The following is a 14,427-nucleotide window of genomic DNA, read 5'->3' as shown; positions in this document are numbered from 1 at the left end:
GGTTGGCGGACCGTACCGTCCACAGGCGCGAGTATCGCTCCGACAGGCAGTCCAGGTAACCGGATCACTAAAAACCGTTTCAGCAAAGGTCGCTCGCTGTCCAGCCGGATCAGCGAATTGCACCCGCTCGTGTGTAGTACGCAAGGAATAACGCCAGGGCCGTGGATAAGAGGTCTGGCGCATTGGGGGGGATAGCCCGATCCCCGTGAAGTGATCCGAGACAACCAAGTCTGCCTAAAGACGGCCTATCCAGTGAGGATGTACCAAATGAGCCTTCATCCCGTGCCCGCTTTCAAGCGAATTATCCATGGCCTGTTCTGGGTGGGCCTCAGCGTGGATGCGGCTCAGGCCGCGCCGGCCAACTGTCCGCAACTGGAAAATTGGCCGACAACGTACGAGGTCGGCCAGGGACTGCAGAGTGAACTGCGCAGCCCCGTTCCGGTAACGCAACTGGCGGTGGGTGACCCGAAAATTGCCGACGTGCAACCCAGCGGCAGCAACGCTTTCATACTCACGGGCATTGCGCCGGGGACCACCAGCCTGATGGTCTGGACCGCCTGTTCGAAAACGCCGCGCCAAAGCATGGTGTTCGTCAAGGGTAAAGCCACGTCGGCGCTGACCAGCGTACCGTCGGTGCCTTCCGACGACCCGCTGCTGCCGAGCCAGGTGCAGACCGATATCCGCTTCGTTGAAGTCAGCCGGACCAAGCTCAAGGAAGCCTCGGCCTCGATTTTCGGCATCCGGGGTAACTTCCTGTTCGGCTCGCCGAGGACCTTGCCCACCATCGGCGGCATTGTCACGCCGTCGATACCGGTGAACAACAATAACTTCAACCTCACATTTGCTACCGGCAATACCCTGGTGGCGCTCAACGCGCTGGAAGGCAGCGGTTTCGCCTACACCCTGGCGCGACCAAGCCTGGTCGCGCTCAGCGGGCAGAGCGCGAGCTTCCTGGCCGGCGGTGAAATACCGATTCCGGTGCCCAGCTCAGGCAGCGATAACGTGTCCATCGAGTACAAGGAATTCGGTATCCGCCTGACCCTGACGCCGACCATCGTCGGGAAAAGCCGTATCGCGCTGAAGGTGGCGCCGGAAGTCAGTGAACTGGACTTCACCAACGCCGTGAGCATCGCCGGCACGGTAGTCCCGGCCCTGACCGTGCGCCGTACCGATACCAGCATCTCCCTGGCCGACGGCGAAAGCTTCGTCATCAGCGGCCTGATCAGCTCCCGCAACAATTCCCAGGTGAACAAGTTTCCAGGGCTGGGCGATATCCCGGTTCTGGGCGCGTTTTTCCGCGACAACACCATCAACCGTGAAGAGCGCGAACTGCTGATGATCGTCACCCCGCATCTGGTCCAGCCACTGGCGGCCAATGCACAACTGCCGTCACTGCCTGGCGAGCAGCTGCGTAATTACGACCCGAATTTCTACCGCATGTTCTTCCTGGAAAATGGCGACTTCGACAGTCTCAGCGGGCTCTCGCAATGAACCGAAGCCTGAACCGGACTTGCCTCGCCCTCACTCGTAATGGTGACGTTGAACGCTTGCCGGGCCAGCTGTATTGCCATTGGCCAGGCGTTCAACGTGTTGTAGCCAGAGGACATTCGATGAAAGCAGTCATTGCAATAACGGCGACATTGATGCTCGCAGGTTGTGCCAGCAATGGCCTGGCTTCGCGCCCGGCCAGCTGTGCCAAGCCCGGTTCGGAGCAAGAACTGGCCCTGAACCTGGCCGACAGCATGGCCGACGAAGGCCGCTTGTATGCCAGCCTGGCGAATCTGGAAGGTTTGTCCGATAACCTGGTCCAGGTTCGCCTGCGCAAGGCTCGGGTGCTGCGCATGATGGGGCACAGCAGCGAAGCGCAGCCGTTGTACGAAAGCTTGCTCGGCACCTGCCTGGCGGCTGAAGGGGAACATGGCCTGGGCCAGTTGGCCGCTGCCAGAAACGATAACACCGTCGCTGCCACTCACCTTGAGCGCGCGGTGAAGATGGCGCCCACCGACGAAAGAATGCGCAATGACCTGGGGGTCGTCTACCTCAATCAGCGACGGATCCCAGAAGCGCGCTTTGAGTTCATGACCGCCCTGGAACTCAAGCAGGGAAACACACTGGCGGCACTCAATATGGTGACGCTGCTGATCTACCAGGATAACTGGAAGGGGGCTGCCGAACTCGTGACCCGCGCCGACTTGAGTCCCAAGCAAGTCGCAGAGGCTCAGACCCGCGCGGAAAAACTCAAGGTCTCCGCCAAAAAAGTGGTGGCTTCCGATGGCAATCGCGGGGCTGAGGTAGCCGATGCCTCTGCCAGTGCGAACAAGTAGAACGTACGAGGAGTCGAGATGAATACCAAAAGGCTGTTGATCCTGTGCATGGCTAGCCTGTCCACCACTGCCTGGGCTATCGAGCCGGGCCCCTCTTCGCCCTATCAACAAGGCACCGAACAGTGGTTGCAGCTGCAGATTCGCGGCGTGGTTGCCTCCCCTATACTGCAAACCGCTTCGGCCACCGAACGTGACCTTGCCATGCAGCGCTGGCTGAATAGCTTCAACTACCCGATTCCGCAATATTTTGACCAGGATACAGCGGGACAAATGACCATCGGCAACTGAGGCCTTTCGATAGGTGATCAGCCTCTGGCGTAGTCCAGAGTGGCCTGGCTAAAAAGCCAGGCTTAATCACGTGTGCAGGAAAATACAGCCCAGGTATCAAAAAGTGGAGCAGGCGATTGGAGTGAATACACTCCGTTCGCCTGCTCCACCGCGTTCTTATGCAACACAGCCACCTTGTTCTACAGCAAACCACTCCCGCTCACTTACCGAATGCTCTGAGTGCCCCGATCATGGCCGGGCCGATAGCGACCAGGAAGAAGCTCGGCCATAGACAGAAAATCAGCGGAAATACCAGCTTGGTACCGACTTTCGCCCCCATCTCTTCGGCAGCTTGCGTACGCCGGTCACGGAACTCATCGGCATAGATGCGCAAGGTGTCGGCCACGCTGGTACCAAAGCGGATACTCTGCGCCAACAGGCTGACCAGCCCTTGTACGTCATCCAGGCCAGTGCGCAGGGCCAGTTGCTTGAGCGCCTCGGTACTGGAAATGCCCGCGCGAATTTGCGCATTGACCAGGGCCAGTTCTTCAGCCAGTTCGACCTGACTGACCGACATCTCCTCAGCCACCCGTTCGATGGTCGTGGGCAAGGCCAGGCCCGACTCCACGCACACCACCATCAGATCCAGCGCATCCGGAAACGCAGCACGCAGCCGACGTTGTCGCAACTGCTTGCGCTTGTCGACATACAGCGATGGCACCAACCATCCGATACCGGCCACCAAGACCACCAACAGCAGCCCCATGGTCAGGGACAGCTTGGGAATCATCGGCAACAGCAGCAACGCAATACCGATCAATAACAGCGGCAACATCAAGCGCACCGCCCAGTACATCTGCACCGCCGACGAAGAACGGTACCCCGCATGCGTCAACAGGGTCTGGGTGGCAGACGTCTGAGCCGAGTCGGCCGAAGCAAAGCGCTGGCCGACCCGCTCCAGCAACAGTTGCAGGTTACCCGGAGCTTCCTGCCCGGTCGTGTTGCCTAAATGACCACGCTTGATCAGCGCCAGACGACGCTGCACCGGGTCCTGAAGTCCCATCATCAGCAAGATCACGGCGAGGACCGCAAGCACCGTACTCAAACCGATCGCGCCAAGGAACAACAGGCGCGCCACCTCCTCATTCCCCGTGAACCGACTGAACAACCCGAGCAAAAAGTCCATGACCTGTACCTCCCGGTAGCGAATACCGCTCAAACCTGAATCCGGATGATTTTGCGTATCCAGAAAATCCCGATCAACATGGCGCCGAACGCCCCGATGATCATCTTGCGGCCTGTGGGATCATTGATCAGCACAGGCATGTAACTGGGGGTGGTAACTATGATCGCGATCGCCAGCACGAAGGGAATCGCCACCAGCACCCAGGCCGACATGCGCCCTTCCGCCGACAAAGTTTTGACTTTGCGCTGAAAGCGGAAGCGCCCGCGAATCAGCCGACTCAGTCGCTCCAGAACTTCAGTCAGATTACCGCCAGTCTCGCGATGGATGAGGATCGAGGTCACCAGCATCATCACCGTCATGCTCGGCATGCGTTCCAGCAGGCCGAGCATGGCCCGGCGCACATCGTTGCCAAAGTTGATATCGGCGAAGGTCAGGCCGAACTCATGAGCCACCGGCCCCCTGTGCTCCTCGGCCACCAGGCGCAGGGTTTCGTTGAACGGGTGCCCGGCACGCAGAGCGCGGCACATGGCATCCAGCGCATCCGGCAGGCCTTCCTCGAACTCAGCGAAACGCTTGCCACGGTCGCGAGAGATTTTCAGTATGGGTAACCAGAAGACCGCGAAGCCCGTGATCAGCGCCATCCACCAGACTGACGAGACCATCCAGATCGAGATACCCGCCGCCCCCCCCAGTACCAGCCCCAGCAGCAATACCCGGTAGGCCCGGTATTCGTGTCCGGACTGCTCAATCATTTGCGTCAATGTCTCCATAAAGGGCAGCTGTTCAAGCCTGGCCTCCAGAGGCGACAAGCGCGTCAGGTATTTTTGTCGCAATACCGTCTGCATGTTGGGCTGATTGTTGGCTTTCTCCAGTACATGCAAACGGCCGCGGATGCGCTTGCGCATCTTGCCGGCCTCGCCAAACACCGGCACTGCAACGCTCTGGGACAGGAGAAAGACGGCGATAAACACCATGCCGAGGAACATCAGAATGAATTCACCAGGAATATTGTTCATGACTGCCGTGCCTCCATCCACTCAGGCCTGAACATCTCAAGCGGCAACTCGATGCCACGCTTGGCCAGCACATCACGGAAAGCGGGGATCATGCCGCTGGGCCGATAGTCACCGAGCACTTCGCCGTTTTCACCCATGCCATGGCGCGCAAAGGAGAAGATTTCGGTCATGGTGATGATCTCGCCTTCCATGCCGTTGATCTCCTGCACACTGACCAGGCGGCGCTTGCCGTCTTCCTGGCGCTCCAGCTGGATCACCACATCGATGGCCGATGCGATCTGCTGACGCATGGCCTTGATCGGGAAGGTCGCCCCGGTCATCGACACCATGTTCTCGATCCGCCCCAATGCATCGCGTGCGGTGTTGGCGTGGATCGTAGTCAACGAGCCGTCGTGGCCGGTGTTCATCGCTGTCAGCATGTCCAGCGCCTCGGCACCGCGCACTTCGCCGATCACGATACGGTCCGGTCGCATCCGCAGGCTGTTGCGCACCAACTCCCGCTGGCTCACCTCGCCACGCCCCTCGATATTCGAAGGCCGGGTTTCCAGTCGTACCACATGGGGCTGCTGCAGTTGCAGCTCGGCCGAGTCTTCGATGGTGACGATCCGCTCGTTGTGCGGGATGAAACTGGACAGCACATTGAGCATGGTGGTCTTGCCGCTGCCGGTACCGCCGGAAATCAGCACGTTCAAACGCCCACGGACAATCGCCTTGAGCAGCAGGGCAATGGCCGGGGTCAAGGTCCCTACCTGGATCAGGCTGTCGGTATTGAGCAGGTCCACCGCAAAGCGCCGGATCGACACGCTCGGGCCGTCGATGGCCAGAGGCGGGATAATCGCATTGACCCGCGAACCGTCCTTGAGCCGGGCGTCCACCAATGGCGAGGACTCGTCGATACGCCGCCCCAGGCTGGAGACGATACGGTCAATGATGTTCAGCAAATGCTGATCATCGCGAAAGCGCACATCGGTGCGTTGCAGTTTGCCGAAGCGCTCGACATAGACCGAGGCATAACCGTTGACCAGAATGTCGGACACGCTGTGGTCAGCCAGCAATGGCTCCAGAGGGCCAAGGCCGAGTACCTCGTCGGTGATCTGCTTGATGATCAACTGACGGCTGGAAGTACTCACCGGTGCCGAATGCTCATCGAGCAGGCGCTGGCAAATATCGCGAATCTGCCGAGCGGCTTCTGCCTGTTCAAGGGAGTCCAGCAAGGACAGGTCCATGACCTTGAGCAACTGCTGGTAGATCTTTTCTCGCCACTCGGCTTCCACCGGGGTGACCTGACTTTTGGTTTCGTAAAGAACATCTGGCGTTGCGCGCTCCCACGCCATTATTTCCTCTGCCGGATCCGGCAGGTCGTCACCTGGCTGGTTAACCGGCGATGAGGCAGGTTTACCGGACTGTTTGCGCAAGCGGTTACGAAAGTCGCTGATCATGGGTCACCCCCCGAAAAAACGGTTGAAGGCGCGTTTGAACACGCCTTTTTTTCCAGCCATCTGGTTGCCGAGCAGGTCATCGGCCACGTTGCGCAGGGCAACGGTGATCGCCGCCTTCGGCGCATGCAGCCCCAACGGCACACCCGTGTTCTGACTCTGGCTGACCAGGTTGAAGTCGTTGGGTAATTTCGACAGGTTCGTGCAGCGCAGCGCCTCGCCGATATCCTTGAGGCTGACCGCTGCCCCCTTGTCATAACGGTTGACCACTATCTGCAATTGATCCCCACGCACGCCCAGGTCTTCGCGAAGAATCCGTACCAGGGAGCTGGCATCGCGCAGATGGCTGACGCTCTGCTGCACCACCACGTACACCCTGTCCACCTGTTCCAGCACGGAGCCGGTGAGGTGGTCGATTTGCCGCGGCAGATCGACCACTACCCAGTCATAGCTGGCGCGGGCCAACTGCATCAGGGTGTCAAGTTGCTCGGGTTGAGCATCCTGCGGCAGACACAGCTCACCGGCCCGGCCACCCAGCACGTGCAAGGTCGGGCTGAAGTGGCTGCAAAATCCGCGTAATGCGACGCTGTCCATGCCGTCGATCTGATGCAACACCTCCAGATGGCTGTGTGTCTGCGCCACATCCAGGTAATGCGTCACGCTGCCAAATTGCAGGTCCATGTCCAGCAACAGGGCACTGCCACCCTTCATGCTGAGCTGCTGAGCCAGGTTGCAGGCAAGCATGGTGCCGCCGGATCCGCCCTTGGCGCTGATCACGGCGAGCAATTTCCCTTCTGTCCCGCTGCCGCTCCGAACCTCCATGACCAGGCGATTCAAGGCGGCGACCAGTTCTGTCTCGGCGACGGGCTCCGGCAGGACGTCACGGGCGCCGGCCTGCATCGCCAGGCGCATGCCCTCCTGTTCGCTCAACAGTCCGCACACCAACATCGGCGGACGCTCATGGGCCGGGCGCTGCAACAGTGCCGACAGCTCCTCGCGCCACAGGTGGCTGACGCGCAACAGCAGCAGATCGGGCATCCGGTCCAGACCGTAGAGCGGGTCGACGTGCCCATTGCTCACCAGGCGAGTGCTCACCTCCAGGCTGGGCATGCGTTGGCAGACGCTCTGCAGGTCGCGCAATGACGTGGCATCACGGCTGCTGATCAGCAACCTGAGCCCGGCTTTGCCTGTCGCACTGGAAAGTGGAGTGTCCTTGGTATTCAGCATGGCGTGATCTCCCCGGAATCGGAATGACGCCCAAGGCTTTCGCGTGGCAAGGTGGCCCTGAATGCAGGCAGGGTTATGGGCACGCCGAACCCGGGAATAAACAGGTTGAAAACGAAGTTTTGCAGACTCAACTGGACATAACGGACGGCACGAAAACCGTTGACGCTGACCAGGTCGCCGGGGTTTGCCACCACTGCACCGTTGACGTCCAGATAGGTCAGGGTCAGGTTGGTGGTAGCCAGATTGCTGATCAGCTGGCTCGTACCTGCGTCGGTCGCGGCATTGAAGATCGCTCGTCGCAAAACCACCGGATCGCTGATATTGCACACCGCCGCCAGGCGCGCACCCCGCCGCACGGCTTCATCCAGCGCATTGACCGTGAAGTACGCGCGGCCCATTTCCAATACGCCGAACAACAGCGTGAACACCAGCAGACCAATGACGGCGAACTCCACCGTATAGGCACCGCGCATATGTTTTCTATTCATCACAGGGCCCTCATCACAGTAGTGGCGACCAGCGGAATGCCCAGTGCAATCGAATTACCAAAAAAACCGGGAAGCGATCCTGTGCAATTGCCAGCGCCAATTACCGGGCAGAACGTGTAAGTGATGGTGACCCGCACATGGTCGGTGCCCACTGCGGCAACGTCCACGTTGCCAGTCGTCAGGCCTGACACCACAGCGGTCCCGGTGTTGGCAGGCACGCCATACACCGCAACGTTTTTCGTCTGGGTCAGTAGCGTATTGCTCAGAGCAACCGCACCCAGCGTCGAGTTCCAGGCATTGCTGGCGACGAAACGGTCGGCATCGCGGCTGGCCTGCAGCAGCACGTTGTACTGATAGAGCATGCGGCCGAACTCACCGAAGGCCAGCATCAGCAACAGCAACACCGGCAGGACCAGGGTGAATTCCACCATGGCCAGACCTTGTTGGTGCTGCCGACGTTTAAATCCGTGAATTCGCATGACGCCTCCTACGAGTCAGTGCTCGGAGTGCCGCTGCCGGTGAGGTAGGTTTTGTAGAGCTGAATGATCTGCGGGCCGGAATCGGTTGACGGCGAGGGGCCGGCCACGTTGTCGCCTTCGCACTCCTTCACGAACTGGCCGAAGATCTGCGCGTCCCCGCCACCGCCATCCATGGGCTGCACAACGAAATAGCAGCCAAAACCGAGAACGGGGATCGAGGTTGCACCATTATTTTTTCCGGAGCAGTCGCCCACCACGATTTTCATCATCCGGCGCTCGAACACCCCATTGTTCTGACAGCCACTGGCCCCTGCCACACACGCAGCAACGCTCGCACGCCAGTCGTTGTAGTCCAGTATCGCATTGCCGCCCGCGGTGAGATTGCCATTGCTCGAGGTGACGGTTTGCCCCTGGTACTTCGCTTGTGGGGGATTGACTGAGTCGTCGTAAGTGATGGCGGGGTTGCTGGACGTGGTCACGAGGTCCGGCGGATAGTCCGAGGCACTGACCGGGCCGTCGTAGATGCCGAAGCGCGTATTCAGGCCTTGAGACGCAGGGCCGACCTTGTTGCCAGGGGCGGTCGGGACCTCTTGCCCCACATTGCGGCAGACGGAGCCACCTCCGGCCATATCCTCCCTGACTGAACTGCCGCCCGAACCAAAGTCGAGCAACTGAAAGTTGCCAGGACCAATGGGCGACGAATTGCCGGCAGCCGTCTTCAATACCTGCAGATCCCCATACTGGAAGCCCCAGAACATGCCGGCGCCAGGGTTGTACTTAGTCGGGTCGCCACAGACCATCAAAGGCGCGAGATCGCAGGGGCTGGTGGGGCTGGGGCCAGCGGTGGCAATCGCCGCCACCGCTTTGGTTCCCAGGCCGCCAGCGCCGAATGCCTGGGCGAAACTCCAGAAAAATCCCGTCAGGTTATAGCTCGGTACCGATACCCGAACGTACTTGGCATTCGCCGGCCCGGGGTAGGAGAACGGGCCATAGACGCTGCTTGCCAGTTCCACCACTGCAAATGCACCTGCATTGCCGCCGACTGCCGTGGCCAATTCGTTGTTGCCCGTGGCATTGGCATTCTGTACCAGCGTATTGAGCGCGGCGGTCTTCGTCGTACTGGCACTGTTGATGGCCCCCCCCACCTGACTCAGGGTCTTGGCACCACTCAGGGCGGCGGCGTCCACCGCATTCTGCAGGCGCGTTTTGTTCAGCAGCATATGCCCGCCGTCCAAAGCCAACGCCGCCACCATGGTCATCGCCGCCAACGCGATCACCATCAATACGCTCACCGATCCTTCCTGGCGCCTTGGCGTCGAAGTGAACGGCCGCTGAATACGAAGATTCATCATCAAGCCCTCGATTGCCGATACTGATCCGGATCGGCTCCGCCAATACCGTGGTGCCCATGTACCTGTTGCGCCCTGTCAGCGAACTCTGACTTCTATGGCTTCGGTTCCGCGGATAATGGTGATTGCCCCGCCACCCTCGCCACGGCTGCGCGGTACCACGCGTTTTGGCTCCGCGACGGCGGCTACAGTCATGGCCGGCGCAACAGGTGCAACAGGCGCAGCGGCCGCGGTTTTCTTCTCGAGATTCAGTGGGTTACGCAGCGCCAATTGCAACTTGCCTTCCGTCTGCGCCGTGACCAGGGCTTCCGCTTCAGCGGTCGACATTTCCAGCGTCACCGCGCGCACCACGACCGGCTGGGTCTTGTCGGTACCCGCTGTCTGATCCACCGCCAACACCCGCAAGTTCTCGAGGATGGTCCTGGACGTGGCGCTGTTACTGCCGGAATTGGTGGTTTTGGTCGCCAGTACATCGACCCGGTTACCCGGCAACAGGAATCCGCCCACGCCGACCACATCGTCCACCCGTACCGATATGGCGCGTTTATCAGGCGCAATCAAAGAGGCCAGGGTACTGCCACCCAGGTGCTCGCTCAGACGCGCACCGCGCACGATGTCGCCGCGCAGAATGTCGAACGTTGCGATCTTGCCCACGGTTTTTTCGCTGGCATCGAAGGCATCGTCCGGGATCGTATCCATGGGCATGCGTACGGTCGTGACCTGCTGGGCCTCGACCATCTGCCCGAATGGAATCTCTACCGTGGCGACCACCACGTTTCGGAGGTGGTCATCCGGGCTGGCATTGAGCCGCGCGCTCAGCCAGGAGTCGGCCATCCACGCAGCCCCAAGGCCCATCGCCAGAGAAACGCCTATCAAGGTAAGAGTACGAGAGCTCATGTCAGTATCTCCGTATCAAAGAAAGTCGAGCTGGACGAAATAGTTGTGCCAGGCCCATTCCAACTCTTTCGGTGACAGTGGTCCGGAACCGCCCATGTAACGCTGGCGATCGAGTGCCATGTTCAGGAGATCGCGGGGATGGCAAGGCACCAGGGGCATGCCTTCACTTGCATAAAGCCTTTGCAGCGCATAACGCACCAGCAGCGGGTCATAAGCAATACCCAGACGCTCGCTTTCCATACGCCAGATTTTTTCGTACTGCTCCGGCTTCAGGTAACCGAACTGCAGCTTGTAGCCAATCCGGCGAAGGAAGGCCTCATCGGCCAGCTCCAGGGGATTGAGGTTGGTGGAAAACACCAGGATCAGATCGAACGGCAGCTCGCAATGCCGACCGCCGCCCAGGTTGAGGAAATCGCGTTTTTCTTCCATCGGGACGATCCAGCGATTCAACAGCTCGGCGGGAGCCATGCGCTGACGTCCCATGTCGTCGATGATGAACAGGCCATTGCTGGCCTTGAGTTGCAAGGCAGCCTGGTATTGACGGGTGAAGGGGTCATAGCGAACGTCCAGCTGTTCCATGCTCAACTCACCGCCAGTGATGACGATCGGGCGTTTGCAGCGCAGCAGTCGACGGTCGATCCCTTCGTTGAGCATCAGATTGTTCTGTTGAACGTTATCATCGAGCCGCTGATGCACCTGCGGGTCATAGATCTCGATCACCGACTCGTTGATAACGATGGCATGAGGGACCCAGATGGCCTCGGCGAACAGACGGATCAGCCGGGTACTGACATAGGTCTTGCCGGTACCCGCGGGGCCATAAATCATGATCGCGCGCCCGGAGTTCATCGCCACACCCAACTGATCGAGCATCCCCTCCGTGAGCACTACGCCAGCAAGGGCATTGTGCATATCGTTGGCAGTGATGCGACCATGGTGAATGGTCTGTAGCTTGATCAGGGATCGGTAGGTACTCACCGGGAAGGGGGCCGCTCCGATATAGCCACTGCGCGACAGGGCATCGCGGGCGACACTGCGACCACGTTCGGTCAGGCCATAACGCAGCATCTGCCCGCCCGTTTGATTTACCTGGCCAAGTACTTCGACACGACCATCCTTACGCAGAAACGCCAGGACCTCTTCAAGTACCGCGCCGGTCAGCGCCAGGCGCTCCACCAGCCGCGACATGTCCAGCACACCGGCATCAAACAAATGCTTGCACACCAACTCGCCGAGAAAACTGTCGGTCAGGCCGGTTTCGCGGATAGTGCACGGCTGAGGAGCCAGTCGTTGCACCGCGTCCCGATCGCTGGGGTAGGCATCACTATCGACGATGACGTGCATGTCTAACCTCCGAATCCAACGGTAACTTGCCAGTAGATGCTGTTCAAAGTGCCGATCAATATTGCAATCGAATATGGGAAAGGCTTGCCGGCTACTTCATCTGAAGCTGGCGCCAGATAAGCCTGCGCCCTTAGAATCAGCAAATAGCGTCCCAGGGTCTGACGCAATTGACCGCGAACCAGCACGATCAATAAACCGCATACACCACCGGCTATCAGGCTGAACATTGCAGCCCACAACGCGAGCTGGAACGGTAGAAAACTGCCGACCATGGCCATCAACTTGACGTCACCGGCAGCCATGCCACCGAAGGCGTACATCGGCAGAAACAGCGCAAAACAGATCAGGATCCCCAGCAGGCTGCCACCCAATCCGCTGACACCGCCTGAATGCATTTGACCGATCAATCCCAAGGCAAGACCCACCAGGACGAGCATGTTGGGAATACGGTGGCGAAGCAGATCGCTCACCACCGCCACGCCCAAAAGTCCCATCAATAAAACCATCGAGAGCAGTTCCGTGGACATGGCATGTCTCCCTGCGGGTATTAATCGTTAGCACGCACGCTTCTATTGGCGGCCTTGAGCAGCGCAGTGATTTGCGCTCCCTACGCTAAATTGACAGAGACAACGCGAAGTCCATTGAGAAAGTTGCCGGCGCCCTATCAGAAAGCGGCAACCGGCTGCCCCATGGACTTCGACGGTCCTCCCCGGCGGGAATTAAGCTGCCGGGACGCAGGCGGCCCCCTTGAGCGCATCGCACAGGGCCTGAATTTTGGTCTTAACCTCAGTACCAAGAACCGTGAACAATCCGACCACAAGCGCCGTAACCAACCCGCCGGCTACTGCGTATTCCACAACGGTCAGACCATCTTCGTCCTGGATGAACTTCACTACCGAAGCCTTGATTGTTTGCATGATCATTTTGCCCACCTCACTCGAATGTTGTTTTTTTCTGAGGCAGTACGTTCTGTGCTGCCTGAGTGCAACACTAGTCAGGGGCAAGGCATGGGCGTTAGGAAGATTTTGCACATCGCTAGGACTTTTTTGCGGGGCGGCCAAATACGAGGTCATTGGCCTTTGCAGAAGTAACGGGAGGGATAAACAAGGCATTGAAAAGCAAAGGCAATTGTCATTGATTCACAAGCGACAAGCGGTTTATCCGGAATCGACGAAAACACACCAACAAACACTCGCCCGGGCTGCCTTCCAGGCAATCCATATAGCGAATAGAACTAAAAATTGTCATTCCTATCAGGATTAAATCTGCAAAGTGATAGCACCTTGGCAATACTGGCGAAGAGAGTCACCAAGAACCTCAGAGTAAAGACATGACGTCGAATGTAACCAGAAGGCCATCACTCCTGTGGTTCGATCTGACTCATGATCGGTCCACGAAAGAACTCGTCGCGCAGTTCGAGGACATCTGCGACTGCAATCTGGCGAAAAACTCCGTGCTGCCCGTCAGGGAACAGGCAGACATGATCTGCATCCACTTTGATCGCCCCGACACGCAAGGCTTGAGGCTATTGCTGGAGATCAAACGCACCACACCCAGCATCCCGATCACCATGTTCACCGTGCAGCACTCGGAGGAACTGGCGGTATGGGCCATGCGCTCCAGCGTCTGGGAATACATGGTGCTCCCGCTCTCGACCAGCGAGAGGAAGCGTTACCTGACGGCGTTGCTGCAGCTCTGCGAGCTGCGCCGAAATGCCAACAGCCGCGGCAAGTCATCGCAGATCGACCACTCCCCGGCCCTGCCGGACAGCATCCGGCTGACCTCGGGACACCAGAAACACCAGGCGCTGAGCAATATCATGCTGTACATCGAACAGCACTTTCGAGACAGCATCGATCAGAGGGAACTGGCACAGCGCTGCGGCATGACGACATTTCGCTTCAGCCGCCTGTTCAAGGAAGCCAATGGACTTGGCTTCACGGATTACATCCTGGACAAGCGCATGAACTTCGCAAAAGATTTGCTCGACAACAGCCAGATGCCGATTACCAGCATCGGCTATGAGGCCGGCTTCAAGGATCCTTCCTATTTCGCTCGTGCCTTCAAGCAGTTCGCCAACTGCACGCCCAGCGAATACCGCCTGGCACGCCAAATCAAAGCGGCGGCAGCTACGCAACCGGTGCAGGATGAAGAAACCACTGACGCGCTCGAAAGCCTGGTACAAAGCCTCGGCGGTTGATCCGGTTTTTTACGCGCAAACAAAAACGCCGCTCAATGAGCGGCGTTTTCGTTAAATATGGAGCGGGAAACGAGACTCGAACTCGCGACCCCGACCTTGGCAAGGTCGTGCTCTACCAACTGAGCTATTCCCGCAAATGGCGTCCCCTAGGGGACTCGAACCCCTGTTACCGCCGTGAAAGGGCGGTGTCCTAGGCCACTAGACGAAGGGGACA

15 protein-coding genes and 2 tRNA genes are annotated in these 14,427 nt (G+C 59.1%); 4 read left to right on the top strand and 13 right to left on the bottom strand.

All coding sequences use genetic code 11. From position 1 onward, the window contains the following. Positions 1–267: 267 nt before the first annotated feature. The 3 genes from ACCD00_RS05450 (at position 268) to ACCD00_RS05440 (ending at position 2,612) form a co-directional block, all read left to right on the top strand. Complete coding sequence (locus ACCD00_RS05450) at positions 268–1,491, top strand: type II and III secretion system protein family protein (protein ID WP_413422608.1); 1,224 nt, start codon at positions 268–270, stop codon at positions 1,489–1,491. 119 nt (positions 1,492–1,610) lie between these two features. Then, positions 1,611–2,324: a tetratricopeptide repeat protein gene (locus tag ACCD00_RS05445; RefSeq protein WP_413422606.1), complete on the top strand. Its 714-nt coding sequence runs from the start codon at positions 1,611–1,613 to the stop codon at positions 2,322–2,324. Between the two features lie 18 nt (positions 2,325–2,342). Beyond that, on the top strand, positions 2,343–2,612 hold the full coding sequence (locus ACCD00_RS05440; RefSeq protein WP_413422604.1) for a DUF3613 domain-containing protein: 270 nt from the start codon (positions 2,343–2,345) through the stop codon (positions 2,610–2,612). A 199-nt stretch (positions 2,613–2,811) separates the two neighbouring features. Here ACCD00_RS05440 and ACCD00_RS05435 read toward each other — a convergent pair whose 3' ends face one another. The 11 genes from ACCD00_RS05435 to ACCD00_RS05385 form a co-directional block, all read right to left on the bottom strand. Continuing rightward, positions 2,812–3,777 carry a type II secretion system F family protein gene (locus ACCD00_RS05435; protein ID WP_413422602.1) on the bottom strand — a complete coding sequence of 322 codons (966 nt, stop codon included), beginning with the start codon at positions 3,775–3,777 and terminating at the stop codon, positions 2,812–2,814. Positions 3,778–3,806: 29 nt separating this feature from the next. After that, positions 3,807–4,793 (bottom strand): type II secretion system F family protein, encoded by a 987-nt coding sequence (locus ACCD00_RS05430; protein ID WP_413422600.1) that lies wholly within the window; start codon positions 4,791–4,793, stop codon positions 3,807–3,809. Further along, a complete protein-coding gene (locus ACCD00_RS05425; RefSeq protein WP_413422598.1) occupies positions 4,790–6,232 on the bottom strand; it encodes a CpaF family protein in 1,443 nt (480 codons plus the stop codon). Before ACCD00_RS05425 ends, ACCD00_RS05430 begins: the two co-directional genes overlap by 4 nt. A 3-nt stretch (positions 6,233–6,235) precedes the next feature. After that, on the bottom strand, positions 6,236–7,456 hold the full coding sequence (locus ACCD00_RS05420) for an AAA family ATPase (RefSeq protein ID WP_413422596.1): 1,221 nt from the start codon (positions 7,454–7,456) through the stop codon (positions 6,236–6,238). After that, positions 7,450–7,944 carry a TadE/TadG family type IV pilus assembly protein gene (locus ACCD00_RS05415; protein WP_413422594.1) on the bottom strand — a complete coding sequence of 165 codons (495 nt, stop codon included), beginning with the start codon at positions 7,942–7,944 and terminating at the stop codon, positions 7,450–7,452. The genes ACCD00_RS05420 and ACCD00_RS05415 overlap by 7 nt, the downstream gene beginning before the upstream one ends. Continuing rightward, positions 7,944–8,423: a TadE/TadG family type IV pilus assembly protein gene (locus ACCD00_RS05410; protein ID WP_413422592.1), complete on the bottom strand. Its 480-nt coding sequence runs from the start codon at positions 8,421–8,423 to the stop codon at positions 7,944–7,946. Before ACCD00_RS05410 ends, ACCD00_RS05415 begins: the two co-directional genes overlap by 1 nt. Before the next feature lie 8 nt (positions 8,424–8,431). Beyond that, positions 8,432–9,775 carry a TadE/TadG family type IV pilus assembly protein gene (locus ACCD00_RS05405; protein ID WP_413422590.1) on the bottom strand — a complete coding sequence of 448 codons (1,344 nt, stop codon included), beginning with the start codon at positions 9,773–9,775 and terminating at the stop codon, positions 8,432–8,434. Positions 9,776–9,850: 75 nt separating this feature from the next. Next, entirely contained in the window at positions 9,851–10,669 is an 819-nt protein-coding gene (cpaB, locus tag ACCD00_RS05400; RefSeq protein ID WP_413422588.1) for a Flp pilus assembly protein CpaB, read from the bottom strand. Positions 10,670–10,684: 15 nt separating this feature from the next. Then, entirely contained in the window at positions 10,685–12,013 is a 1,329-nt protein-coding gene (locus ACCD00_RS05395) for an AAA family ATPase (protein ID WP_413422586.1), read from the bottom strand. A 2-nt stretch (positions 12,014–12,015) separates the two neighbouring features. Further along, on the bottom strand, positions 12,016–12,540 hold the full coding sequence (locus ACCD00_RS05390) for a prepilin peptidase (protein ID WP_413422584.1): 525 nt from the start codon (positions 12,538–12,540) through the stop codon (positions 12,016–12,018). 192 nt (positions 12,541–12,732) lie between these two features. After that, the gene (locus ACCD00_RS05385) at positions 12,733–12,936 is read right to left on the bottom strand and encodes a Flp family type IVb pilin (RefSeq protein ID WP_008003669.1); all 204 of its coding nucleotides are present in this window, start codon (positions 12,934–12,936) and stop codon (positions 12,733–12,735) included. Positions 12,937–13,343: 407 nt separating this feature from the next. Here ACCD00_RS05385 and ACCD00_RS05380 point away from each other — a divergent pair, with 407 nt between their 5' ends. Further along, positions 13,344–14,213 carry a helix-turn-helix domain-containing protein gene (locus ACCD00_RS05380; protein ID WP_413422582.1) on the top strand — a complete coding sequence of 290 codons (870 nt, stop codon included), beginning with the start codon at positions 13,344–13,346 and terminating at the stop codon, positions 14,211–14,213. 58 nt (positions 14,214–14,271) lie between these two features. Here ACCD00_RS05380 and ACCD00_RS05375 read toward each other — a convergent pair. Both ACCD00_RS05375 and ACCD00_RS05370 read right to left on the bottom strand, forming a co-directional pair. After that, a tRNA-Gly gene (locus ACCD00_RS05375) sits at positions 14,272–14,347 on the bottom strand. A 3-nt stretch (positions 14,348–14,350) separates the two neighbouring features. Continuing rightward, positions 14,351–14,426, bottom strand: a tRNA-Glu gene (locus ACCD00_RS05370). Between the last annotated feature and the right edge of the window lies 1 nt (position 14,427).

Source organism: Pseudomonas sp. Pseusp3 (assembly GCF_047304225.1).
GTDB classification, from domain to species: domain Bacteria; phylum Pseudomonadota; class Gammaproteobacteria; order Pseudomonadales; family Pseudomonadaceae; genus Aquipseudomonas; species Aquipseudomonas fluorescens_CD.
Note: the sequence above shows the minus strand (reverse complement) of the source record. Positions and strands in the feature narration are given on the sequence as shown.

Bases quoted from the DNA above. Each gene is read 5' to 3' on its own strand.
- ACCD00_RS05450 (WP_413422608.1), top strand. From the start codon at position 268: ATGAGCCTTCATCCCGTGCCCGCTTTCAAGCGAATTATCCATGGCCTG.
- ACCD00_RS05445 (WP_413422606.1), top strand. From the start codon at position 1,611: ATGAAAGCAGTCATTGCAATAACGGCGACATTGATGCTCGCAGGTTGT.
- ACCD00_RS05440 (WP_413422604.1), top strand. From the start codon at position 2,343: ATGAATACCAAAAGGCTGTTGATCCTGTGCATGGCTAGCCTGTCCACC.
- ACCD00_RS05435 (WP_413422602.1), bottom strand. From the start codon at position 3,777: ATGGACTTTTTGCTCGGGTTGTTCAGTCGGTTCACGGGGAATGAGGAG.
- ACCD00_RS05430 (WP_413422600.1), bottom strand. From the start codon at position 4,793: ATGAACAATATTCCTGGTGAATTCATTCTGATGTTCCTCGGCATGGTG.
- ACCD00_RS05425 (WP_413422598.1), bottom strand. From the start codon at position 6,232: ATGATCAGCGACTTTCGTAACCGCTTGCGCAAACAGTCCGGTAAACCT.
- ACCD00_RS05420 (WP_413422596.1), bottom strand. From the start codon at position 7,456: ATGCTGAATACCAAGGACACTCCACTTTCCAGTGCGACAGGCAAAGCC.
- ACCD00_RS05415 (WP_413422594.1), bottom strand. From the start codon at position 7,944: ATGAATAGAAAACATATGCGCGGTGCCTATACGGTGGAGTTCGCCGTC.
- ACCD00_RS05410 (WP_413422592.1), bottom strand. From the start codon at position 8,423: ATGCGAATTCACGGATTTAAACGTCGGCAGCACCAACAAGGTCTGGCC.
- ACCD00_RS05405 (WP_413422590.1), bottom strand. From the start codon at position 9,775: ATGATGAATCTTCGTATTCAGCGGCCGTTCACTTCGACGCCAAGGCGC.
- cpaB (WP_413422588.1), bottom strand. From the start codon at position 10,669: ATGAGCTCTCGTACTCTTACCTTGATAGGCGTTTCTCTGGCGATGGGC.
- ACCD00_RS05395 (WP_413422586.1), bottom strand. From the start codon at position 12,013: ATGCACGTCATCGTCGATAGTGATGCCTACCCCAGCGATCGGGACGCG.
- ACCD00_RS05390 (WP_413422584.1), bottom strand. From the start codon at position 12,540: ATGTCCACGGAACTGCTCTCGATGGTTTTATTGATGGGACTTTTGGGC.
- ACCD00_RS05385 (WP_008003669.1), bottom strand. From the start codon at position 12,936: ATGATCATGCAAACAATCAAGGCTTCGGTAGTGAAGTTCATCCAGGAC.
- ACCD00_RS05380 (WP_413422582.1), top strand. From the start codon at position 13,344: ATGACGTCGAATGTAACCAGAAGGCCATCACTCCTGTGGTTCGATCTG.